The sequence below is a fragment of the Ruegeria atlantica genome, assembly GCF_013032505.1.
GTDB classification, from domain to species: domain Bacteria; phylum Pseudomonadota; class Alphaproteobacteria; order Rhodobacterales; family Rhodobacteraceae; genus Ruegeria; species Ruegeria atlantica_F.
Genome location: NZ_WQCG01000001.1, coordinates 131,041 through 153,072, shown reverse-complemented (window position 1 = coordinate 153,072; position 22,032 = coordinate 131,041). Strand labels below are relative to the sequence as shown.

The 22,032-nt window shown below is 56.5% G+C and carries 21 protein-coding genes and 3 tRNA genes; 16 read left to right on the top strand and 8 right to left on the bottom strand.

Annotated features, from left to right (window positions below):
• Nucleotides 1-121 precede the first annotated feature (121 nt).
• The 6 genes from GOW92_RS00760 to lexA all read left to right on the top strand — a co-directional run bounded on the left by GOW92_RS00760 (nt 122) and on the right by lexA (nt 4,947).
• Nucleotides 122-703, top strand: a complete 582-nt coding sequence (locus tag GOW92_RS00760) for an anthranilate synthase component II (protein ID WP_170557132.1) — start codon at nt 122-124, stop codon at nt 701-703.
• Nucleotides 700-1,719, top strand: a complete 1,020-nt coding sequence (gene trpD, locus GOW92_RS00755; protein WP_170557130.1) for an anthranilate phosphoribosyltransferase — start codon at nt 700-702, stop codon at nt 1,717-1,719. Before GOW92_RS00760 ends, trpD begins: the two co-directional genes overlap by 4 nt.
• Nucleotides 1,716-2,528 (top strand): indole-3-glycerol phosphate synthase TrpC, encoded by an 813-nt coding sequence (trpC, locus tag GOW92_RS00750; RefSeq protein ID WP_170557128.1) that lies wholly within the window; start codon nt 1,716-1,718, stop codon nt 2,526-2,528. The genes trpD and trpC overlap by 4 nt, the downstream gene beginning before the upstream one ends.
• Complete coding sequence (moaC, locus tag GOW92_RS00745; protein WP_170557126.1) at nt 2,528-3,001, top strand: cyclic pyranopterin monophosphate synthase MoaC; 474 nt, start codon at nt 2,528-2,530, stop codon at nt 2,999-3,001. The genes trpC and moaC overlap by 1 nt, the downstream gene beginning before the upstream one ends.
• The gene (locus tag GOW92_RS00740; protein WP_170557124.1) at nt 2,998-4,170 is read left to right on the top strand and encodes a molybdopterin molybdotransferase MoeA; all 1,173 of its coding nucleotides are present in this window, start codon (nt 2,998-3,000) and stop codon (nt 4,168-4,170) included. Before moaC ends, GOW92_RS00740 begins: the two co-directional genes overlap by 4 nt.
• A 78-nt stretch (nt 4,171-4,248) precedes the next feature.
• The gene (gene lexA / locus GOW92_RS00735; protein WP_170557122.1) at nt 4,249-4,947 is read left to right on the top strand and encodes a transcriptional repressor LexA; all 699 of its coding nucleotides are present in this window, start codon (nt 4,249-4,251) and stop codon (nt 4,945-4,947) included.
• On the opposite strand, the gene GOW92_RS00730 is transcribed toward lexA, so the two are convergent.
• Nucleotides 4,941-6,986: a ComEC/Rec2 family competence protein gene (locus GOW92_RS00730; protein ID WP_170557120.1), complete on the bottom strand. Its 2,046-nt coding sequence runs from the start codon at nt 6,984-6,986 to the stop codon at nt 4,941-4,943. The two genes, lexA and GOW92_RS00730, sit on opposite strands and share 7 nt — an antisense overlap.
• A 78-nt stretch (nt 6,987-7,064) precedes the next feature.
• Here GOW92_RS00730 and gltX point away from each other — a divergent pair, with 78 nt between their 5' ends.
• Both gltX and gltA read left to right on the top strand, forming a co-directional pair.
• Nucleotides 7,065-8,465, top strand: a complete 1,401-nt coding sequence (gene gltX, locus GOW92_RS00725; RefSeq protein ID WP_170559275.1) for a glutamate--tRNA ligase — start codon at nt 7,065-7,067, stop codon at nt 8,463-8,465.
• 121 nt (nt 8,466-8,586) lie between these two features.
• The gene (gltA, locus tag GOW92_RS00720) at nt 8,587-9,882 is read left to right on the top strand and encodes a citrate synthase (protein ID WP_170557118.1); all 1,296 of its coding nucleotides are present in this window, start codon (nt 8,587-8,589) and stop codon (nt 9,880-9,882) included.
• A 54-nt stretch (nt 9,883-9,936) separates the two neighbouring features.
• On the opposite strand, the gene GOW92_RS00715 is transcribed toward gltA, so the two are convergent.
• Nucleotides 9,937-11,001: a PA0069 family radical SAM protein gene (locus tag GOW92_RS00715; protein ID WP_170557117.1), complete on the bottom strand. Its 1,065-nt coding sequence runs from the start codon at nt 10,999-11,001 to the stop codon at nt 9,937-9,939.
• A 300-nt stretch (nt 11,002-11,301) separates the two neighbouring features.
• Between GOW92_RS00715 and GOW92_RS00710 the strand changes: the two genes are divergently transcribed.
• The 3 genes from GOW92_RS00710 (at nt 11,302) to GOW92_RS00700 (ending at nt 13,923) form a co-directional block, all read left to right on the top strand.
• On the top strand, nt 11,302-12,000 hold the full coding sequence (locus GOW92_RS00710) for a corrinoid protein (protein ID WP_170557115.1): 699 nt from the start codon (nt 11,302-11,304) through the stop codon (nt 11,998-12,000).
• A 144-nt stretch (nt 12,001-12,144) separates the two neighbouring features.
• Nucleotides 12,145-13,179: a Hint domain-containing protein gene (locus GOW92_RS00705; RefSeq protein ID WP_170557113.1), complete on the top strand. Its 1,035-nt coding sequence runs from the start codon at nt 12,145-12,147 to the stop codon at nt 13,177-13,179.
• A gap of 75 nt (nt 13,180-13,254) precedes the next feature.
• On the top strand, nt 13,255-13,923 hold the full coding sequence (locus tag GOW92_RS00700) for a DUF1638 domain-containing protein (protein ID WP_170557111.1): 669 nt from the start codon (nt 13,255-13,257) through the stop codon (nt 13,921-13,923).
• A 3-nt stretch (nt 13,924-13,926) separates the two neighbouring features.
• On the opposite strand, the gene GOW92_RS00695 is transcribed toward GOW92_RS00700, so the two are convergent.
• Nucleotides 13,927-14,337 (bottom strand): SufE family protein, encoded by a 411-nt coding sequence (locus tag GOW92_RS00695; protein ID WP_170557109.1) that lies wholly within the window; start codon nt 14,335-14,337, stop codon nt 13,927-13,929.
• 139 nt (nt 14,338-14,476) lie between these two features.
• On the opposite strand from GOW92_RS00695, the gene GOW92_RS00690 reads away from it, so the two are divergent.
• The gene (locus tag GOW92_RS00690) at nt 14,477-15,001 is read left to right on the top strand and encodes a hypothetical protein (protein WP_170557107.1); all 525 of its coding nucleotides are present in this window, start codon (nt 14,477-14,479) and stop codon (nt 14,999-15,001) included.
• A gap of 6 nt (nt 15,002-15,007) precedes the next feature.
• On the opposite strand, the gene rnd is transcribed toward GOW92_RS00690, so the two are convergent.
• The 3 genes from rnd to purM all read right to left on the bottom strand — a co-directional run bounded on the left by rnd (nt 15,008) and on the right by purM (nt 17,921).
• Nucleotides 15,008-16,165: a ribonuclease D gene (rnd, locus tag GOW92_RS00685; protein WP_170557105.1), complete on the bottom strand. Its 1,158-nt coding sequence runs from the start codon at nt 16,163-16,165 to the stop codon at nt 15,008-15,010.
• Between the two features lie 116 nt (nt 16,166-16,281).
• Nucleotides 16,282-16,878 carry a phosphoribosylglycinamide formyltransferase gene (gene purN, locus GOW92_RS00680; protein ID WP_170557104.1) on the bottom strand — a complete coding sequence of 199 codons (597 nt, stop codon included), beginning with the start codon at nt 16,876-16,878 and terminating at the stop codon, nt 16,282-16,284.
• Nucleotides 16,875-17,921 (bottom strand): phosphoribosylformylglycinamidine cyclo-ligase, encoded by a 1,047-nt coding sequence (purM, locus tag GOW92_RS00675; RefSeq protein WP_170557102.1) that lies wholly within the window; start codon nt 17,919-17,921, stop codon nt 16,875-16,877. Before purM ends, purN begins: the two co-directional genes overlap by 4 nt.
• Nucleotides 17,922-18,028: 107 nt before the next feature.
• On the opposite strand from purM, the gene GOW92_RS00670 reads away from it, so the two are divergent.
• Nucleotides 18,029-18,105, top strand: a tRNA-Ile gene (locus GOW92_RS00670).
• A 904-nt stretch (nt 18,106-19,009) separates the two neighbouring features.
• Here GOW92_RS00670 and GOW92_RS00665 read toward each other — a convergent pair.
• Both GOW92_RS00665 and GOW92_RS00660 read right to left on the bottom strand, forming a co-directional pair.
• A complete protein-coding gene (locus GOW92_RS00665; protein ID WP_058271760.1) occupies nt 19,010-19,270 on the bottom strand; it encodes a hypothetical protein in 261 nt (86 codons plus the stop codon).
• A 110-nt stretch (nt 19,271-19,380) separates the two neighbouring features.
• Complete coding sequence (locus tag GOW92_RS00660; protein ID WP_170557100.1) at nt 19,381-20,700, bottom strand: ATP-binding protein; 1,320 nt, start codon at nt 20,698-20,700, stop codon at nt 19,381-19,383.
• Between the two features lie 44 nt (nt 20,701-20,744).
• On the opposite strand from GOW92_RS00660, the gene GOW92_RS00655 reads away from it, so the two are divergent.
• The 3 genes from GOW92_RS00655 (at nt 20,745) to GOW92_RS00645 (ending at nt 22,015) form a co-directional block, all read left to right on the top strand.
• Nucleotides 20,745-21,659, top strand: coding sequence for an MBL fold metallo-hydrolase (locus tag GOW92_RS00655; protein ID WP_170557098.1), 915 nt, complete (start codon nt 20,745-20,747; stop codon nt 21,657-21,659).
• A 76-nt stretch (nt 21,660-21,735) separates the two neighbouring features.
• Nucleotides 21,736-21,810 (top strand) — tRNA-Asn (locus GOW92_RS00650).
• Between the two features lie 130 nt (nt 21,811-21,940).
• Nucleotides 21,941-22,015, top strand: a tRNA-Asn gene (locus tag GOW92_RS00645).
• Nucleotides 22,016-22,032: the final 17 nt, after the last annotated feature.

Here is a 22,032-nt window from a genome sequence, read left to right as displayed (position 1 = left end):
CCATGAACAGGATGTCCTCTTGACGCTGCCCCGCAAGCCTGAGCATGTATGTCCCGACATTATACCGTGGCCAGGGGCTGTATCGCCAGTCCGAAATGCCCAAGCCGAGACAAGTGCCCAAATGCTGCTGCTGATCGACAACTACGACTCGTTTACTTACAACCTGGTACATTATTTAGGCGAACTTGGCGCCGAAATGGTCATTCGGCGGAATGACGCCTTGGATGTGCAAGAAGCCATGGCGATGAACCCGGCGGGAATACTTCTCAGCCCCGGTCCATGTGACCCGGATCAGGCAGGGATTTGCCTGGCGTTGACTGAAGCGGCAGCTGAAACGAAGACGCCGCTGTTGGGCGTCTGTCTTGGCCATCAGACGATTGGACAGGTGTTTGGAGGCAACGTTGTCCGCTGCCACGAAATCGTTCATGGCAAGATGGGAATGATGCATCACACTGGGAAAGGTGTTTTCGCGGGCCTGCCCACCCCGTTTGAGGCAACCCGTTATCACTCGCTGATTGTGGATCGTGACACCCTGCCCGACACGCTTGAGATCACGGCAGAGCTGGAAGACGGCACAATCATGGGGCTGCAGCACAAGGAACTGCCAATCCACGGCGTCCAGTTCCACCCTGAATCAATCGCTTCCGAGCATGGCCATGCCCTGCTCAAGAATTTCCTGTCCGAGATGAAAGTTCCTGCATGAGCGACGCTCTGAAACCACTGATCGGAGCCGCAGCCGATCGGCCCCTGACGCGTGCCGAGGCTGAACAGGCCTTTGGTATTCTGTTTGACGGCGAAGCCACACCCAGCCAAATCGGCGGGTTGCTGATGGCAATGCGTACACGCGGCGAAACAGTAGACGAATATGCGGCCGCGGCCGCCGTGATGCGCGCGAAATGCAATGCTGTCAAAGCTCCGGAAGGCGCGATGGATATTGTCGGCACCGGTGGCGACGGCAAAGGTACACTAAACATTTCGACCGCTACGGCGTTTGTGGTTGCTGGTGCGGGCGTTACTGTCGCCAAGCACGGCAATCGAAACCTGAGCTCCAAATCTGGCGCTGCAGATGCGCTGGGACAATTGGGAATCAACGTTATGGTTGGCCCACAAACCGTTGAAAAAGCACTGCAAGAGGTCGGCATTGGCTTTATGATGGCCCCTATGCATCATCCGGCAATTGCCCATGTCATGCCCAGCCGGCAAGAGCTGGGGACGCGTACGATATTCAATATCCTGGGCCCATTGACCAATCCCGCTGGTGTTCGACGTCAACTGACCGGCGCGTTCAGTCGTGATTTGATCCGCCCGATGGCGGAAACCCTGGGTCTTTTGGGGGCCGAACACGCCTGGCTTGTGCACGGATCAGATGGAACTGACGAACTAACAATCACCGGTGTAAGTTGGGTCGCCGCGCTGGAAGATGGCGTCGTGAAAGAGGTTGAACTGCATCCCGAGGACGCAGGTTTGCCAGTTCATCCCTTCGAAGACATCATTGGAGGAACGCCCGAAGAAAACGCCGTAGCGTTCCGCGCCTTGCTGGACGGAGCGCCCTCGGCCTACCGCGATGCGGTGCTATTAAACTCTTCCGCAGCCCTTGTGGTTGCGGGCGCTGCCGATGACCTGAAAGACGGAGCCGCCAAGGCGCGGGAAAGCATCGACAGCGGACAAGCCAAAGACAAAATCGCGGCCCTGGCCCGAATTACGCAGGAGGCCGCATGACCGAGACGGTTCTGGATAAGATCAAAGCCTATAAACTTGAGGAAGTTGCGGCAGACAAGACTCAGAAGTCGTTGGAAACGCTGGAAAATGAGGCGCGCAGCGCGCCCGAGGTCCGCGGCTTTGCAGACGCGCTTCGCGCAGCGGCGCGTCGGGGGTACGGCCTGATAGCCGAGATCAAGAAAGCCAGCCCATCCAAAGGTTTGATCCGCCCGGATTTCGACCCTCCCGCGCTGGCTAAAGCCTACGAAGAAGGTGGAGCTGCATGTCTCTCGGTGCTGACAGACACGCCCAGTTTTCAGGGTGCAAAGGAATATTTGACTGAAGCAAGGGCTGCTACCTCCCTTCCAGCATTGCGCAAGGATTTCATGTACGACCCCTATCAGGTCGTCGAAGCGCGTGCTTTGGGTGCGGACTGCATTCTAATCATCATGGCATCCGTGGATGACACACAAGCAGCCGAGCTTGAACAGACGGCATTCGATTGGGGCATGGATGTGCTGATCGAAGTTCACGATCAGGAAGAACTTGAACGTGCCGCTCTTCTAAAAAGCTCACTAATAGGAATAAACAACCGCAATCTCAAGACTTTCGAGACATCTCTTGATACCACCCGGCACCTATCCAAGCTGGTGCCTGCAGGTCGCACGATCGTCTGCGAAAGCGGTCTGAGCACGCCTGAAGATCTGGCCGACATCGCGCGATTCGGCGCACGCAGTTTCTTGATCGGTGAAAGCCTGATGCGCCAGGACGACGTGGCAGCAGCCACCCGGCACCTTCTGGCAAGCCCCTTGATCCCCGGAGTCATGTGATGCCGCTGACCCATTTTGATGCGCAGGGACAAGCCCATATGGTCGATGTCTCGGAAAAAGAGGTCACTGACCGGGTCGCCGTGGCGGCTGGACACATCAAAATGGCGCAGGACACTTTTGACCTGATTTCCGAAGGCCGCGCCAAAAAAGGGGATGTTCTGGGTGTGGCGCGTCTTGCAGGTATCATGGGCGCCAAGAAAACACCGGATTTGATCCCCTTATGTCATCCGCTTCCGGTCACAAAGGTTGCGGTGGAACTGACGCTGGATCCGGACTTGCCCGGAGTGTTGGTGGAAGCCACAGTCAAAACCTCTGGCCAGACTGGGGTCGAGATGGAAGCGCTGACAGCCGTATCTACCGCCGCTTTGACGGTTTATGACATGACCAAAGCCGTGGATAAGGCCATGGAAATCGGCGGCATCCGCGTTTTACTGAAAGATGGTGGTAAATCAGGGCGTTACGAGGCGAAATGATCACTGTCGAAGAAGCTCGCGCGCTGCTGTTTGATCTGGTATCGCCCCTGCCAGCCGAGACAGTCATTTTGTCCGACGCGGCAGGGCGCGTTCTTGCACAAGATGTCGAGGCAACCCGCGACCAGCCGCCGTTTGAGGCATCCTCGATGGACGGGTACGCATTAAAATCGACAGAGGTCGAGTTGCACGCCATGTTCAAAGTCATCGGAGAGTCGGCCGCTGGCAATCGCTACGTCGGTTCCGTCGGCGCTGGACAGGCGGTGCGCATCTTCACCGGCGCCCCGGTTCCGGAAGGCGCGGATTTCGTTGTTATTCAAGAAGATACAGAAAGTCGCGGCGACCTGATTACAATCACGGACCTGCCCGGCCCCAAAACAAATATCCGGCCTGCGGGCATCGATTTCCGAGCAGGAACAAAGGTATCGGCGCCGCGTCAGTTGCGAGCAGAGGATGTCGCATTGCTGGCGGCAATGAACTTCGCGACAGTGCCTGTGACGCGAAAACCTGTCGTGGCTCTGATCTCAACCGGCGATGAGCTTGTCATGCCGGGCGAAACGCCTGGCCCGGATCAAATCATCGCATCCAATACGTTTGGCCTGAAGGCGCTGTTGGAAGAAGCTGGTGCACACGTTCGGATCCTTCCTATCGCACGCGACACTGTCTCGTCGCTTGAGACCGCTTTTGGCCTAGCCAAAGGCGCTGATCTTGTTGTCACAATCGGGGGGGCTTCGGTCGGGGATTACGATCTTGTCTCGGATGTCTCCGCAGGGCTTGGGATGGAGCGGTCCTTCTACAAGATTCGAATGCGCCCTGGCAAACCTCTGATGGCGGGTCGTCTGGGCCAAACAGCGATGGTCGGATTGCCCGGAAATCCCGTCAGTGCAATGGTTTGCGGGTATCTATTCCTGTTGCCGATGGTCCGTCGGATGTTGGGAGCGGAACAAGTTCTGCCACCATTACGAACCGCACGTCTTGCTGAGCCAATAAACGAAAACGGCCCGCGTGAGCACTACATGCGGGCAATACTGGACGAGACCGGCATCCGGGCCTGTGCAGATCAGGACAGTTCACTGCTCAGCGTTCTGGCACAGGCGAATGCCCTGTTGGTGCGCGCACCGCACGACCCTGCCCGGCCTGCAGGAGATGAGGTTCGCTACCTCCCGATCTAAGTGCTACTCAAATCCGTTGACACAAAACGTGAACATGCGTAGAACAAAAGAAAACGCATGAGCGACGAGGTGTGAGCAATGCTGACCAAGAAGCAGTTGGATTTGTTGGAATTCATCCACAAACGCGTTCAGGCGGACGGTGTTCCGCCCAGTTTCGATGAGATGAAGGCCGCACTGGACCTGAGGTCCAAATCTGGCATCCACAGATTGATCACGGCATTAGAAGAACGCGGTTTCATCCGGCGTCTGGCGCACCGTGCCCGGGCCATCGAGATCGTCAAACTGCCGGAAAGCCTGGGTGGCGAGCCCACAGCTGCCTTCAAACCGCGTGTGATCGAGGGTGACAAACCCTCTGGCCCCCGGCCTGCAAACTTTGAGCCTGTGACCGTGGATGCGATGGAGCTGCCGGTAATGGGCCGCATCGCTGCTGGCGTCCCGATTGAGGCGATCAGCCATGTCTCGCATCGCGTAGCCGTGCCCGGTTCGATGGTATCCGGCAAGGGTGAACATTACGCACTGGAAGTGCGCGGCGACTCGATGATTGATGCGGGGATCAACGATGGTGACGTTGTAGTGATCCGGGAAACCTCGGTAGCTGACAACGGCGATATTGTAGTTGCACTGGTTGAAGATCAGGAAGCCACGCTGAAACGCTTCTTCCGTCGCGGCCAGGCCATCGCACTTGAAGCTGCAAACCCAGCCTATGAAACCCGCGTTCTGCCGGAAGACAAGGTCAAGGTACAGGGTCGACTGGTTGGACTGATCCGCAGTTACTGAGCCTTTTCAAATTTCCGGTCCCCGGAAGTGTTCGGGGACCAAAGCCTGTCGCCCATCGCCTCTTTGGTGGTTGTGATCTTGCCGTCCGACAGGGATAGGCTGCCGGTAGACAGCAATCGCTTCGGATCAAAAACTTCACAGCCACCGGGCAGTTGCAGCGTCACGGCACTAACTACGATCTGATTAGCATTGCAGTCACTAATCCCTTGCGCCGCACGTTTGCCAGTGATGTGCAACACCTCTTTTCCTAGCCAGTCATAGCGCTGTATCCCGTTGGTGTTATTCGGCCATCGACTGGCCGCCTTCTGCTGATCCGTCCCATCGCCGTCGTTTTCTAGCCATACGGTCGCGACAAAACCGCTGCCCTTCTTCTTGCTTAACGCCCGCCCCTGTTCGGTCATCACGCCGACAAGTCCGCCGTTATCTGCAACCAGAATATCGGGGCGGTCTCCCTGCCCCCACAACATCAACGCCGCGGCTATTGGTGCCATGCCAACCCATTTTGCCCGCCCTTGCCACAGCGCAAGCCACAAGCCGCCAAGCGCAATCAGCGGCAGGACATAGAACGGCGGGCTGACGACATAACCTAGCGCCCCGTCCAACCCGGACACTTTTTGAGAAACCATCAGTATCCACTCCAACCCCAGTCCCATCGCTGCCAGCGGCACCGCCTCAAGCCCGATTGGCGACAACAGCGCTGCAACCACGGCCGAAGGGACGACAATCGTGCCCATGACCGGAACCGAAAGCATATTGGCCAGCAGGCCATAGTGCGACATTGTGTTGAAATGCGCCGCACCGATTGGAGCGGTTGCAAACCCAGCAATGGCTGAGGACATCAACAAGCCCACAACAGGCTTTAGCCACTTTGGCCCCGGCATAGGTCCAAAATCACGCAACGCTCCGAATACTGCCACAAGGGCTGTTGTTGCAGCAAAAGACATTTGGAATCCCGGGCTTAACAGAGATTCAGGACGCAAGGTAAGGACGATAAGCGCGGCGACCGCGACTGCCCTGAGGGAAATCGCGCGCCTGTCGATCAATATGGCCATCAGCATAACACTGGCCATAACAAAAGCCCTTTCAGTGGCGACATTCCCGCCGGACAGCAACAGGTAGATCGTGGCCGAGACCATGGCGCAGACAGCCGCCAGTTTGCGCACAGGTATCCTGAGGGCCAGTGCAGGGATGGTCGAGAACACCATCCTGCACATCAGATAGACAAACCCGGTCAGCAAACCCATATGCAGACCCGAAATCGCCAACAGGTGTGCCAGGTTGGATGCGCGCAGTGAGTTCAGGGTCTCTTGTCCCATGCCGCCGCGGTCACCAGTTGTGACCGCGGCGGCGAACCCGCCAATTTCGCCCGGCAAGATCGTGCGAACATGTTGGGAAATCGCCATCCGCCACGCCGTGATGCGGACACCATCAACCCGTGGGGCCGCGGCGATAAGAACCGGGACCCGGGTGTACCCCACGGCACCCAACCGTTGAAACCACGCGTGACGTCGGAAATCGAACCCACCCGGTTCGACCGGGCCTTGCGGGGGGGACAAATGAGCGGTGGTCATTATCCTTTGGCCGGGCGACAGTGACCGTACGCCGCCATGCAAGGAAAGCCGGACGCGCTGCGGCCGCTGGTCGCCCGGCACGTCCCCTATACGCACCTGATCCAGCGTCACCCGCAACGCGTCCGACGCAGAGCGATCCATGGCTACGACCCGCCCCTCGACCGGGCCATAGTAACGCCATGACAGGACCGGCTCTGCCACCGTATGGGCGCGCACGCCCGCCAGGATGAACCCGGTAGCGATCAGCGCCCCCCCTGTAGTCAACGCAACCCATCCGGACGGAAGCCAACGCGCCATTCCCAGGCAAATGGCGATCACGACCACGAGGCCTGCATAGATCATCCAACCCGGTTCAAACCGAAGACTGAAATACAGACCTATTCCGACAGCAAGACAGACCGGAGACCATTGAAACAAATACCCTGTCTGGTTCAGTAATGCGGTCTCGACCCGTGCCAGAACACGCATGGTTGCCCCCGTCCTTCCGGCTCGTTAGACAGGCGCCAATCTATGCCCGACACGGTTACCAAAAGGTTAATCCACAAAATGTCCGATCAGGTCGTCACTCGTTTCGCTCCGTCCCCAACCGGCTTTCTGCATATCGGCGGGGCACGCACCGCACTGTTCAACTGGCTTTATGCACGTGGACGTGGTGGCAAGTTCCTGTTGCGGATCGAAGACACCGACCGCGAGCGTTCTACCCCAGAAGCAACGGCTGCGATCCTGCAAGGCATGGAGTGGCTGGGGCTGGATCACGACGGCGATGTGATCAGCCAGTTCGACGGTGCCGCACGTCACGCCGAGGTAGCACATCAGTTGCTGGCTGAGGGCAAGGCGTACAAGTGCTTTTCAACTCAGGACGAGATTACGGCCTTCCGCGAACAGGCCCGGGCCGAAGGGAAGTCGACCCTGTTCCGAAGCCCTTGGCGGGATGCTGACGAGCCCTCTCATCCAGACGCCCCATTCGCGATCCGCATCAAAGCGCCTCAGGATGGTACAACCGTGATCCGCGATCAGGTTCAGGGCGACGTCACCATTCGCAATGATCAACTGGATGACATGATCCTGCTGCGTTCCGACGGAACTCCGGTCTACATGCTCGCGGTTGTAGTTGACGACCACGACATGGGTGTAACCCATGTGATCCGAGGCGACGACCACCTGAACAATGCTGCGCGACAGATGATGATCTATGAGGCGATGGGGTGGGACATCCCTGTCTGGGCGCATATTCCGTTGATCCATGGGCCGGATGGAAAAAAGCTGTCCAAACGCCACGGCGCTTTGGGCGCTCAGGAATATCAGGCGATGGGCTATCCCGCCGCAGGTATGCGCAACTATCTGGCGCGTTTGGGCTGGAGCCACGGCGATGATGAATTCTTTACCGACGCGCAGGCCAAAGAGTGGTTCGACCTTGATGGAATCGGCAAAAGCCCTGCTCGTTTCGACCTGAAAAAGCTGGAAAATCTGTGCGGGCAGCATATCGCAATCGCGGACGATGCTGCGCTGCGGCAAGAGATTGAAGCCTATCTGGCAGCGGCCAAATTGCCTGACCTGACGGAAACACAATCCGGTGATCTTGAACGTGCGATGTATTGCCTCAAGGATCGCGCGCGCATGTTCCCGGAACTGCTTGAAAAGGCTCATTTTGTGCTGACGTCGCGCCCAATTGAGCCGGATGAAAAGGCTGCAAAAGCACTTGCCTCAGTATCCGATGGTATACTGAATGAATTGACGCCGCACGTGCAAAATGCTAGCTGGACGCGAGACGAACTGGAGCAAACCTTAAATTCGTTTGCAGAAGCGAAAGAGGTTAAGTTCGGCAAACTGGCGGGTCCGTTGCGGGCCGTGTTGGCAGGTCGGGCAGTGACGCCTTCAGTTTTTGACATGATGCTTGTGCTGGGGAAGGAAGAAACCCTGGCCAGGCTTTCTGACGCAGCGACGTAAACCCAAGCTTCATTCTTGGGTAACGCTGCTCCGCTAACACCCGGACTGCGCGCCTGCGCGCAGCCGTTGCCCGCAAGGTCGGACAGCGATTCGACATGCGTAAGAATGAGGAAGGGACACTATGACCGACAGCAATAAATCAGCCACTCTGACAGTCCATGGTGAAACGTACGAGTTGCCAGTTTATTCTCCGACCGCAGGACCTGACGTCATCGATATCCGAAAGCTGTACAGCGATGCCGGCGTGTTCACTTACGATCCCGGTTTTACATCGACTGCAAGCTGTGACAGCACCATCACCTATATTGACGGTGAAAAAGGCGAACTGTTGCACCGCGGTTATCCGATCGATCAACTGGCGGGAAAATCGCACTTCCTCGAAGTGTGCTATCTGCTTCTGTACGGAGAGCTGCCGGTCGCCAAAGACCTTGAGCAGTTCGAAACCACCATCACTCGCCACACCATGCTGCACGAGCAGATGCAGTATTTCTATCGCGGTTTCCGTCGGGATGCGCACCCGATGGCAATCATGGTGGGCGTGGTTGGCGCAATGTCGGCCTTCTATCATGACTCCACCGATGTTTCGGACCCGCATCAGCGCGAGGTCGCCTCTCACCGTCTGATCGCCAAGATGCCTACCATCGCAGCCTGGGCATACAAGTACCACATCGGCCAGCCTTTCGTTTACCCGCGCAACGATCTGGACTACGCGTCGAACTTCCTGCGTATGTGCTTTGCCGTGCCGGCCGAAGAATATGAGGTCAATCCGATCCTCAGCCGCGCGATGGACCGGATTCTGACATTGCACGCGGACCACGAACAGAATGCTTCGACCTCGACCGTGCGTCTGGCGTCATCCTCGGGCGCAAACCCGTTCGCGTGTATCGCGGCTGGTGTTGCTTGCCTTTGGGGCCCTGCTCATGGCGGTGCGAACCAAGCATGTTTGGAAATGCTGGAAGAGATCGGTTCCGTCGATCGCATTCCGGAGTACATCGACCGCGCCAAGGACAAGAACGATCCGTTCCGCCTGATGGGCTTTGGCCACCGTGTCTACAAGAACTTCGACCCGCGCGCGACAGTTATGAAGCAATCGGCCGACGAAGTTCTGGACCTGCTTGGCGTCGAGAATAACCCCAAGCTGCAGGTTGCCAAGGCGCTGGAGAAGCAGGCGCTGGAAGATCCGTACTTTGCCGAGAAGAAACTGTTCCCGAACGTAGACTTCTACTCGGGCATCATTCTCGAGGCGATGGGCTTCCCAACCTCAATGTTCACACCGATCTTTGCTCTGTCGCGCACCGTTGGCTGGGTCAGCCAGTGGAAAGAGATGATCGCAGATCCTCAGAACAAAATCGGTCGCCCGCGCCAACTGTATCTGGGCGAAACGAACCGCGATTACGTGGACATCGAAAACCGCTGATTACCGGTCATAAATTCGAAACGCCTTGGACCTCTGTCCGGGGCGTTTTTCGTTTCAGAAAAGGGTCAATTGGTCTCCTGCCTGCGCTGGCCTGGAAAACAGGTCACACCGTAACGGTGCTGTTTTTGTGGCCAACCCCAACCGTTTGACTGCCAATGCAAACCGCTTGGCAACTATCCCTGCATACTCGCCCTCACCCCGCATGCGGTGCCCCCAACGCGGGTCGTAGTCACGACCGCCATGCATCTCTCGGAGCTTGGACATGACTTTTTCGGCCCGCGCCGGTTCATGCTGCTGCAACCAGGATTGCCACAGTTCGGAAACCTCACGTGGAAGGCGCAACATGATCCAGCTTGCGGAATCAGCGCCCGCGTCATGCCCAGCTTCCAGCAAAGATTCCAATTCATGATCCGTCAGGCCCGGTATCAGCGGAGATGTCATGACGCGTACCGGTACTCCCGCATCGGTCAACCGCCGAATCGTCGCCAGCCGTCTCAACGGCGATGGCGCGCGCGGTTCCATCCGCCGGGACAGGCCCGGGTCCAAAGTGGTCAACGAAAGACCGACCCGAACAAGCCCAAGCTGCGCCATTGGGGCAAGAATATCCAAGTCCCGCTCAATCATCGTGCCTTTGGTCACAATTGCGACCGGGTGCTGAAACTGCTGTAGGACCTGTAAGCATTCCCTTGTGATGCGATGTCCTTTTTCGATCGGCTGGTAGGGGTCGGTGTTTGTCCCCATCGAAACGGTCGCAACTTTGTACCGCGCCGAGGACAGTTCTTTCCTAAGAACTTCTGCCGCGTTAGGACGAGCGATCAATCGCGTTTCAAAATCCAACCCCGGCGATAGCCCCAGATAGGCATGCGTCGGACGAGCAAAGCAATAAACACACCCGTGTTCGCATCCTCGATAGGGGTTAATCGAGCGGTCGAACGGCAGATCGGGCGATCGGTTATAGGTGATTATACTGCGCGAGATTTCCTCCCTCACCTCGGTTCTAAGTGTGGGAAGCTCCTCATCCATCTCCCAGCCATCGTCACAGGGTTCAGTCGCAAAACGTTCGAATCTGCCTGCTTCATTACTGGCTACGCCGCGGGCTTTTATGTTGGCTGCAGACATATTTGTTCCCGTTATGTTCCAATACGGAAGTTAATAAACCCTGAATGGCCTTGCGACAAGGAAAACCGATCATACCGCTCCATCGGTTCGCGAATGCGGCCACCGTTTTTTTCCCCGATTGTGAACAAATTGCAGGATGTTCTTGCAGAAAATTCCATCGTGATGGCAAACAATTTGACGTATAGGTCGGTCCCGGAACCGACGAGGTCGCAATCGTCACAGTCTAACTGCGACGAAATGGCCAAAACGGAAAAAATGCCACCACGGGCCGATGGCCCGCCCAGCACAGGGAAATGCCCCATGTCCGATGAAGAAGACATCGTCCTGTCCGAACTCAACGACGACGAACTCGTTGAACAGATGTTCGACGATCTTTATGACGGCCTGAAAGAAGAGATCGAGGAAGGTGTGAACATCCTGCTAGAGCGCGGATGGACACCGTATGACATCCTGACCAAAGCTCTGGTGGGTGGCATGACCATCGTTGGCCACGACTTCCGCGACGGTATCCTGTTCGTGCCCGAGGTTCTCCTGGCCGCTAACGCCATGAAGGGTGGTATGACGATCCTTAAACCACTGCTGGCCGAAACCGGCGCGCCGCGCGTTGGCAAGATGGTTATTGGCACCGTGAAAGGCGACATCCACGACATCGGCAAGAACCTGGTATCGATGATGATGGAAGGCGCAGGCTTTGAGGTCGTGGATATCGGCATCAACAACCCGGTGGAAAACTACCTGGAAGCACTGGAAACCGAACAGCCTGACATTTTGGGCATGTCGGCCCTGCTGACCACAACGATGCCCTACATGAAAGTCGTCATCGACACATTGGTCGAACAAGGGCTGCGGGAAGAATACATCGTTCTGGTCGGCGGCGCCCCTCTGAACGAGGAATTCGGCAAAGCCATCGGCGCAGACGCCTATTGTCGTGACGCCGCGGTGGCCGTGGAAACAGCCAAAGACTTTGTTTCGCGCAAGCACAATCAACTAGCTGGCTGAATAAGCCGCATTACTGTCCAAGAAAGGCCGTCCCCCGGGGGCGGCCTTTTTCTTGCAGCAAAAACGCCAATGTTCAAAAAACAGTCTTTACAACTTCTCAAGAGTTTACTTAGTAAAAAGTGTTAATTTAGTTCCGAGGTTCCAGTGCCCACAACATTTACTGCCATTTCTCTTGGCGTACTTGCCGACATTGACACTATAGAAGGCAACAACACAGCCGAGAACGCTTCTGCTTTAGTCGGATTAACATTCGGTGGACCAGGCGATGCGCTTCTAGCTGATGCTGTCACATGGAGTCCGGTAACCTTGTTCGGCGGTGTCTATGACATGGACAACTCGCCGACAGAGCAGTTTTCGGTTGATGGCGGTCCTGCTCAGACCTTTGATGGCACCTCGATCTACAACGCGACGATTACCTTTATCGATGGGACGACCGCCGACATAACAGCGGTCGTAGCTCAGGACATCAACGGTAATACGTACCTGATGCCTGAATTCTCGGATAACACCGACCAGGCGACACTCGAATCCGGTCCGATCCAATCAATCACTTTTAACAGTTTGAGTGGGAATACCTTTACCGGCCTTACCGGTGACCGGGAAACATGGGATCTTGTCCCCTGCTTTACGACGGGGACACTGATTGAAACAGCGAAGGGTCGTATCGCCGTCGAAGACCTGCGCGCTGGCGACAAAGTTCGAACACTGGATCACGGGCTGCAAACGCTGCGATGGGTCGGCAATCGAACGGTTCGCGCGTCCGGTGCTTTTGCTCCGGTTTTGATAAAATCCGGGGCGCTTGGTAACGAGCGTGATCTAATTGTCTCGCAACAACACAGGATGCTGATCAGCGACTGGCGTGTTGAACTGCATACGGGCCACGCCGAGGCGCTGGCCCCTGCCAAGCACCTGGTCAACGGCCGCGATATCGTGATGCGACCCGGCGGGCTTGTGACTTATTACCACCTGATGTTCGATCAGCACGAATTGATCTGGGGCGAAGGCTGCCTGAGTGAAAGCTTTCACCCCGGAATCCAAGCGTGGAACAGTTTTGAGGACGTCACCAGACAAGAAATCCTGTCGCTGTTCCCCGAATTGGCAAGCTACGGTATCGCCGCGTATGGACCCCCTGCTCGTCCGTCGCTTCAATCCTTTGAAACGCGTGCGTCGGTGGCCTGACACGGGATGTCGGAACCGGGCTTGCCTTGATCCGGTATTCATTCTTTGATGCTGCAATCCTTCAGGGACGCAACTATGCAGCAGAACAACATACCGGATGATGCAAGCCTAACATCACAAGGCTATACCGAAGACTCTCGACAGGGCGGCATTCTGCTATTGGCCTGTGGCGCGCTGGCGCGTGAAATATTGCATCTCAAAAAACGCAATGGCTGGGATCATATGACCCTGACTTGCCTGCCTGCAATACTGCACGTTCACCCTGAACGGATCACACAGGCCGTCGAAGAAGCCGTTGCCAAACACCGCAGCGATTTTGACCAGATCTTTGTCGTCTATGCCGATTGTGGCACCGGCGGGCTATTGCAGAAAGCCTGCCATGATATGGGCATCGAGATGATCAAGGGCCCGCACTGTTACTCTTTCTTTGAAGGGAATCAGGCCTTTGAGGATCACGGGGACGATGAAACAACTGCCTTCTACCTGACCGATTTTCTGGCCCGTCAGTTCGACGCCTTTGTATGGAAACCACTGGGTCTGGACCGTCACCCCCAGCTGCGGGACATGTATTTCGGGAACTACACCAAGCTTGTGTATCAAGCCCAGACGGACGACCCGGATTTAACGGCACGCGCACAAGAATGCGCCGACCGGATGGGGTTGGCGTTTGAGCGGCGTTTTACCGGCTATGGTGATCTTGAATCGACTCTGACTGAATGGGCCACCCGCAAACCGACAACCTGATCGTCAGGCGTTTTCCTGCGCGACCTCACGGATACGTTCGATCATCGACCGCAGGCCATTGGACCGTTGTGCCGACAGGTGATCGTTCAACCCAAGGCGCGCCAACTCGCCCCCGGCATCGACCTTAGGAACCTCGGCGACGGGCAATCCGTTGTACAAAGACCGCAGCACCGCAATCAGCCCGCGCACGATCAACGCGTCGCTATCGCCGTCGAAACGGAAAACGTCGCCCTCGATCGTGGGCTGCAGCCACACCTGACTGGCACACCCATGCACCTTTGTGGCGGGCACTTTGAACGCATCGTCCAGCGGCTCCATCGCTTTGCCCTGATCTATGACATGGCGATACCGGTCTTCCCAGTCATCCAGAAACTCGAAATCCTCGACGATTTCCTCAAAGGCGGGCGTTGCCATTTCGGTGTGGTCCTTTTTGTTGCGATCACAATTGTGACCTATGCCTCCGTTGGGCACCTGTCCAGCCCCGGCGTGGGTTTTCAAAGTTCGGATTTTGCGATAACCCATTGCTCAAATTACTTCTCTGGGCTTTGGGACCATGAAAAAATCAACACCTCTTCTATTGGTTAGCACTCTGGCACTGGCCGCCTGCAGCGGCTGGAGCGAGTCGCGGGTGAATCCGACCAATTGGTTCGGGTCCAGTACACCCGCCCCTGTCGAGGTGTCCGCAAACGATGCCGATGCTCTGGTGCCAGAGGGCCGCGACGGTCCCGGACTGTTTTCACGGCCCGAGAAAGAAGTGATCGGTTTTGCCATAACCAAGGTTGACGAGCTGCGCATCGATCCGACAGCTACCGGGGCAATCGTCTATGCCAAAGGTACGGCCGCCAGACAGGGGGCTTATAACGCGCGTCTTGTCCGCGTGGAAAGCGCCGAGAACGAACAGAACGGCATTCTGGAATACACGTTCGAAGTCAGCTACCCGAGTTACGCCACAAACCTGGGCACCGAAAGATCCCGCGAAGTGAATGACGCCACAACAGTTGGCCGGGACGAGCTGCGAAACATTCGCCTGGTTCGCGTTCGTGGTGAACAGAATGCGCTGGAATCCCGGCGGCGTTAATCGCCGCTAGAGCGACACAACCTTTACGGATTGCCCCTTGGCGGCCAGAGCGATCTTGCCGTCACACAGTTTCAGGGCATCCTCGCCAAATACCTCAAAACGCCATCCTGACATCGAAGGCAGTTCACGCTCGCCTGCGGCCAACTGGTCCAGTTCGGAACTGGTTGCGATCAGTTTTGCCGCTACGCCCGAACTTTCGGTTTTTGACTTGAGCAGTACACGCAGCAGATCGGCCAGCGCCGGATTGACTTTCAGCTTGTCACGGCTGTTGTCGACCTGCGGCAATTGATCAGCCGGGCAACTTACACCCCGCTTCACGGCCGTCAGAATACCATCCGCGATCGCGCCTTTACGCGCCTCGCGCAACAGCAGGCGCGATCCGCCAAGATCCGAAGGCGTTTTGGGCTTGGTCGAGGCAAGCTCGATCAGGGCGTCATCTTTGAATACCCGGCTGCGCGGAACATTGTTTTCCTGCGCGTAAGCTTCGCGAAATTGTGCCAGCTCGCGTACCACAGCCAAAAACTTGGCTGAATTTGTCCGCGTCTTAACTCGTTTCCACGCATCTTCGGGACGGATATTGTAGGTTCCGGGTTGCGTCAGGGTGCGTAACTCTTCGGACACCCAATGGCTGCGCTGCGACTTGTTCAACTCGGCTGCCAGATATTCATAGATTTGCCGCAAATGTGTAACATCGGCCAACGCATATGTCTTTTGCGCATCCGTCAGCGGCCGCCGTGACCAGTCGGTAAACCGCGAGGTCTTGTCGACACCCTGTTTGCAGATCTTGCGTACCAGCGTCTCGTAACCGACCTGCTCACCAAAACCACACACCATTGCGGCGACTTGAGTGTCGAACAAAGGCTGCGGGAAAACGGATGCCTCAACCCAAAAAATCTCAAGATCCTGACGCGCGGCGTGGAACACTTTGACCACGCTTTCATCGCGGAACAGGTCATAAAGCGGGTCCAGCGACAAGCCATCGGCTAACGGGTCGACCAGAACGGCGCTGTCCTCATTGGCGGATGGAACTGCAAGCTGCACCAAACAGAGTTTCGAATAGTAAGTCCGTTCGCGCAGAAACTCGGTGTCTACGGTGACATAGTCGTATTCCGCCGCGGCCTTGCAGAAATCGGCCAGCTCTTGCGTCGTTGTCAGGGTTTTCATGCGCGGTGCTGTTCTTGCTCTTGTTCTGTGTGGCTGATTATCTGTTTCGGTCCGTACCCAGCCGTATTGCGGACCATAGGCTGAATTTGACGCGCGTGTAAATCATCCTGAGACGTTCAGGGCAGCAACACCGGAGTCCGGTCCCCACTGGCGTAACGGCGCAACACTGCAGGGTAGAGTTTGTGTTCCCACACCAACACCCGGGCTGCCAAATCTTCGGGCGTATCGCCTGCTTCAATGCTTACCCGCGCCTGCCCAAGGATCGGACCGTCGTCCAAAGCCGCAGTGACCTCATGAACTGAACATCCATGTGCGGCGTCCCCGGCTTCGATGGCACGTGAATGGGTATTGAGACCTTTGTATTTCGGCAGCAGTGAGGGATGAATATTCAACATCCGTCCCTGGAAACGGGACACGAAATCGCCTGTCAGAACACGCATGAAGCCAGCCAAACAAACGATATCAGGTTGCGCCGCTAGAAGCGGCTTCAGTAGCTCGGCCTCGAACGCTTCGCGGTCGCCCTTGAACGGGCGATGATCCACCGACGCAGTCGGGATTCCGCGTTCTGCCGCCTTTGTCAGGCCACCGGCATTCGCGTCGTTGGACAAAACCAGACAGGGTCGCGCCGGATGATCGCCGGTCATGCTGTCGACCAACGAAACCATGTTCGATCCACCGCCCGAGATCAGAATTGCGACGCGCTTGCTGCTCACAACAAGGTGCCCGAATAGGCCATTCCTGCGGTCCCGGTTACGGTCCCGAGGCGTGCAACCGTCTCGCCCGCATCCGCTAGCAACGCTGCCAGATCATCCGCACGATCCGCATCGCACACAACGATCATGCCAATGCCGCAGTTGAACGTCTTCAGCATCTCTGCCTCAACGATTCCACCGGTTTCGGCCATCCAACGGAAGACGGGCGGAAGGTCCCAGGCGTTCAGGTCAATCTCGGCGCCCTGCCCCTCGGGAAGCACACGCGGCAGATTTTCCGTCAGACCACCACCGGTGATATGGGCCAGTGCATGAACGCCCCCTGCCCGGATCGCCTGCAACGCCGGCTTTACGTACAAACGCGTTGGTGTCAGCAGCGTTTCACCCAGCGACCCTTCGCTGAACGGAGAGGCCGCATCCCAGCCTAGGCCCGAAATCTCGACCAGTTTGCGAACCAGCGAATAACCGTTGGAATGCACGCCGTTCGACGCCAGCCCCAAAAGCACGTCGCCTTCCTGAACACCAGTCGGCAGATGCGCACCACGCTCCATCGCGCCGACCGAGAACCCGGCCAGATCGAAATCGCCATCCGGGTACATGCCAGGCATTTCCGCGGTTTCACCACCGATCAGAGCGCATCCGGATTGAACACAGCCTTCGGCAATGCCATCGATAATCCGTGCGGCCGTTTCAGTATCCAGCTTGCCGGTTGCAAAATAATCCAGGAAAAACAGAGGCTCAGCACCCTGACAGATAAGATCGTTAACGCACATGGCGACTAGGTCGATGCCCACACCGTCGACAACACCGGTATCAATGGCAATGCGCAGTTTGGTACCCACCCCATCGGTGGCCCCAACCAGAATCGGGTCCTGATATCCGGCATCCTTTAGATCGAACAAAGCGCCAAAGCCGCCCAGCCCGCTCATTACTCCCGACCGGTTGGTGCGTTTTGCGGCCGGCTTGATCCGGTCGACAAGAGCATTCCCCGCATCAATATCAACGCCTGCATCGGCATAGGTGATTCCGTTCTTGCCCGTCGTCATGGCCAGTCCCTTATGTATGGTTCCCGCGCGGGTTATTCGATTGTGCGACTTGTTGCAACGGTCAGGCTTGACGCGGCTGTTCACCGTGGTACTCAAAGCGCTCAGGCGGGCCTGTAGCTCAATTGGTTAGAGCAGAGCGCTCATAACGCTTTGGTTGCGGGTTCAAGTCCTGCCGGGCCTACCACCGTCTACTTATTCATTGCTATCAGTTCCAGATGCTTGCCAGACCGGCGAAGCATGATGTTTTTACAGTCCTGCCCAATCATAGGATGGATTCTTCTCGATCTGCAGGATCAGCCCATAGCTCTAAGCCTTATTAAAGCTCCTGGAGCGCGGAGTTCCACCCAAGCGGAAGTCCTATCTAGTGCATTCAGAAGTAAATGGAGCATACGGATACTATAATTTTGGATACATCACCTATTCGAATGAGATTTTTACTATCCCATTGTTATCTAGCGATGCTTGCACCTTCATGTTTCGATGATCTTGCACGTCCCATACATGTGCATCCCAGCCTCCGACCAGCACCCAGCCGGAGGAAATTAACCGGCTTCGCGACCATTCCGCTCACTCGGACCGCGAAGCTGGTTTTTTTTGCAGTTTTCGGTACCGAAAAAACGCTTCAAAGCCAAAGCGCACCGGCGAAACCTCCAAATGAAGCTTACCTTGGAGGTTCTCCGAAATATCCACCAAAATATCCAACCATTGCACCCAAAACGCCGACTACGATGACAATCGAGATCAATGCACCACTGCTTTTTGAGTAATATCCAAGCGTCAGGAGCCCCACGACAAATATACCAACCAAGAAATACAATACAGTGTTGTCCATACCTAACCCTTTGCCGCAAAAGACGTTCTGTAACGTTACGATAGAAACGCGCCTCAAGTCTAATGGGCGAGTTACACAGCATTCGACGCCAGGGTGGACACTCGCCCCCGCCTGAAAAAACCCGCGTTGTTCGGAGGGAAACCGTTACAAACAACGCGGGAGGCAATTGGGGAAGTGAAGGCGATACGGAGCGGGTCAAGAAATGGACCAAAAAAACCCCGGGTAAAGCCGTTCGATTTAAGATGAGGCGGTGTCTTTACGCTTCAGGATCTGTCGCTTCAGCCTTTTGGAACACTGCCAAGGTGACAAACAACCCGCCGATCAGCAGCAAATGGCCCAACGCGGTTACACCGAAAACAAAATAGCTGCCAACCATCAGCGAGAAAATTGCGCTCCACATCCACGCTAACATCTGCATCAGCATATGTGCTGTGGATAGTGAGTATTTCTTTAGTGGGTTTTTCGTTTCATCCATTACCGATACCCACGATGATTTCACGTCGAAACTATTGGTCATGACTTCCTCCCATTCTAAAAGTTGTACGGGGTGATCTGTGCTTTGGACCAAAAAATGCGCGCGCGCCATTGTGGCTGAGACACAAAACGTGAGTTCAGAGGCCACCGACTTTACCGTCCGATGATGATATCCGCACAAAGCCCGCCAAGCCGGTCGCTTTTGCCAAGCCGCAGTACGCCGCCATGTGCGCGAGCGATATCCGATACGATCGCTAAGCCAAGGCCAACGCCACTGCCCTGATTCTGGTTGCGAGCGGGATCAAGACGCGAGAACGGTTTGACGGCGTCGGTTCGTTGTTCCACCGGAATTCCTGGCCCATCATCTTCGACCCGGATGCGCATAGTTTTTGGCGTCAGGGACAGGCTGACTTCGGCTCGATTGCCATATCGCACCGCATTGCCAATCAGGTTTTCGACTGCGCGACGAATGGCAGTGGGGCGTAGCATTGCGGTGCCTTCACCCTCGACCGAGACCAACTCGGCCTTATGACCCGCCCTACGCGCATCGTCGACGATCTGACGCAGCAACGCCGCAGGCTCGACCGCTTCGGCGGGGCCTTCAGCGGCACCGCGTGAGAAATCAAGGAACGCATCCAGCAGCAATTGCATTTCATCCACGTCTTGCTGCATCGGTGCCGCTTCATCCTCGGGCAACATGGACAGACCCAGCTTAAGACGGGTCAGCGGCGTTCTAAGATCGTGACTTACACCCGACAGCATCATCGTGCGCTGTTCCATCTGACGCTCGATTCTTGCCCGCATTTCCAAAAACGCACTGCCAGCTGCGCGCACTTCTATCGCCCCTCCCGGCGAATATGGCACCACTCTGCCCCGGCCAAATGCCTGCGCGGCATCCGCAAGCCGGGTGATGGGCCGGAGCTGGTTACGCATATAAAGGAATGAGATCGACGTCATAACGACCGCAAAGAACACCATAGTTACAATCAGCTGATGCGGTGCTGCGGGCGAAAGGCGACGACGGTCCAGAGTCAGCTGTAATGTCCCCAGATCGGTTTCCAGATACAGCCGTGCTTCATCACCCGAAGGCAACGCCACAGCCACCAGATCTGGCAGCCCCGCGCGTAGATTGGCCTCGACCTGTGGCGCTATGAAATCGTACCACCGACGTTTGTCGATCATGGCGTCTTGGTCGCCGTCGACAAAGCGGGCTTTCATGTCCAGTGCTGACATATCCGGGCGTATAGCAGCCAGCGCCTGCTGCTGAGTCTCGGCAGTTTCCATCGTTTCAAGAACCAACGTCACTTCGCGCGTCGCCGTTTCGGTCATCTGCGCAGTCACGTCCTCAAGATGCTTTTGTAAGAAGGCGATCCCGACCACCAAAAGCAGCACGATAACCGGAAGAACCAGAATCAGTGCTGCTCGGGCATAAAGGCTGCGCGGCATATAGTGTTTGAGCCATCGACTGGACATGCGCTAAACCTAACGGGCTGATCCGCCAAGAGAAAGAGCTCAGAATGCAGGTGCCCGACGATTTCAACCCGCCACCAGGTCAGGTAACCGAATTACAAATTGGCCTGCGGCGGATTCTGGCACCAAACCCGTCTCCGATGACTTATCGCGGTACGAATACGTATCTATTGGGAGAGCGCGATCTGGCGGTCATCGACCCCGGCCCCCTTAGCGACACGCATCTTGAGGCGATTCTGAACGCCATGCAGCCGGGTCAACGGATAAGCCACATCATCGTCACCCACAGCCATCTCGACCACTCGCCGCTTGCGGCACCTTTGGCAGAACGGACCGGTGCGCCGATTTTGGCCTTTGGCGGGCCACAAGCCGGACGCAGTGCAGTTATGACCGAACTGGCGCAACAAGGTCTGGTCGGCGGCGGTGAAGGGATAGACACCGCGTTTCATCCGGATATCGAACTGGCGGATGGCGAGATGATCGAGGGTGAAGACTGGCAGCTTGAGACCATCCATACACCCGGTCATCTGGGAAACCATATCGCCCTTGGCTGGGGCAATGTCTGCTTTACAGCCGATCACGTCATGGGGTGGGCCAGTTCGCTGGTCTCCCCTCCGGACGGGGATCTGACGGATTTCATGCAAGCCTGCCACAGGTTGCGCACGCGGGACTGGTCCGTGTTTCACGCCGGCCACGGTGCACCGATCACCGATCCTGGCGAACGTTTGGACTGGCTGATAAATCACCGCCTCACGCGCGAAGCTCAGATACTGGCGGCGCTTGCGGATCAGCCCGGAACCGCCCGCCAACTTGCCGAGCGTATTTACACCGATACGCCTATCGCGCTGCTGCCAGCTGCTGAGCGTAACGTGTTTGCGCATCTAATTGATCTATATGGTAAATCAAAGGTCTCCACACCTGATGCGCTATCGGGAAACGCCAATTTTTTCAGAACCGCGTGACTTGTCCAAATTTTTTTCCGTTTGATGCAGTTCCCCTCTGGACGGGCAAAAAACGGATTGTTATACGCCCCTCAGTTCCGGCGTAGCTCAGCGGTAGAGCAGTTGACTGTTAATCAATTGGTCGTAGGTTCGATCCCTACCGCCGGAGCCAAAATCCCCTGACATCACACCCCTCTCATAGCCTCGATTCAGGTGCCATTTGGATTGATGTCATTTTGGCGAAAAAAGTTCTGCACCCCTCTGGACGCCGTAGAAACGGGTTGCTATACGGCGCGAACCGTTCCGGCGTAGCTCAGCGGTAGAGCAGTTGACTGTTAATCAATTGGTCGTAGGTTCGATCCCTACCGCCGGAGCCATTTCCAAAAATATCAGG

Coding starts and splice junctions, on each gene's coding strand:
- GOW92_RS00760 (WP_170557132.1), top strand. CDS start 122: ATGCTGCTGCTGATCGACAACTACGACTCGTTTACTTACAACCTGGTA.
- trpD (WP_170557130.1), top strand. CDS start 700: ATGAGCGACGCTCTGAAACCACTGATCGGAGCCGCAGCCGATCGGCCC.
- trpC (WP_170557128.1), top strand. CDS start 1,716: ATGACCGAGACGGTTCTGGATAAGATCAAAGCCTATAAACTTGAGGAA.
- moaC (WP_170557126.1), top strand. CDS start 2,528: ATGCCGCTGACCCATTTTGATGCGCAGGGACAAGCCCATATGGTCGAT.
- GOW92_RS00740 (WP_170557124.1), top strand. CDS start 2,998: ATGATCACTGTCGAAGAAGCTCGCGCGCTGCTGTTTGATCTGGTATCG.
- lexA (WP_170557122.1), top strand. CDS start 4,249: ATGCTGACCAAGAAGCAGTTGGATTTGTTGGAATTCATCCACAAACGC.
- GOW92_RS00730 (WP_170557120.1), bottom strand. CDS start 6,986: ATGCGTGTTCTGGCACGGGTCGAGACCGCATTACTGAACCAGACAGGG.
- gltX (WP_170559275.1), top strand. CDS start 7,065: ATGTCCGATCAGGTCGTCACTCGTTTCGCTCCGTCCCCAACCGGCTTT.
- gltA (WP_170557118.1), top strand. CDS start 8,587: ATGACCGACAGCAATAAATCAGCCACTCTGACAGTCCATGGTGAAACG.
- GOW92_RS00715 (WP_170557117.1), bottom strand. CDS start 11,001: ATGTCTGCAGCCAACATAAAAGCCCGCGGCGTAGCCAGTAATGAAGCA.
- GOW92_RS00710 (WP_170557115.1), top strand. CDS start 11,302: ATGTCCGATGAAGAAGACATCGTCCTGTCCGAACTCAACGACGACGAA.
- GOW92_RS00700 (WP_170557111.1), top strand. CDS start 13,255: ATGCAGCAGAACAACATACCGGATGATGCAAGCCTAACATCACAAGGC.
- GOW92_RS00695 (WP_170557109.1), bottom strand. CDS start 14,337: ATGGCAACGCCCGCCTTTGAGGAAATCGTCGAGGATTTCGAGTTTCTG.
- GOW92_RS00690 (WP_170557107.1), top strand. CDS start 14,477: ATGAAAAAATCAACACCTCTTCTATTGGTTAGCACTCTGGCACTGGCC.
- rnd (WP_170557105.1), bottom strand. CDS start 16,165: ATGAAAACCCTGACAACGACGCAAGAGCTGGCCGATTTCTGCAAGGCC.
- purM (WP_170557102.1), bottom strand. CDS start 17,921: ATGACGACGGGCAAGAACGGAATCACCTATGCCGATGCAGGCGTTGAT.
- GOW92_RS00665 (WP_058271760.1), bottom strand. CDS start 19,270: ATGACCAATAGTTTCGACGTGAAATCATCGTGGGTATCGGTAATGGAT.
- GOW92_RS00660 (WP_170557100.1), bottom strand. CDS start 20,700: ATGTCCAGTCGATGGCTCAAACACTATATGCCGCGCAGCCTTTATGCC.
- GOW92_RS00655 (WP_170557098.1), top strand. CDS start 20,745: ATGCAGGTGCCCGACGATTTCAACCCGCCACCAGGTCAGGTAACCGAA.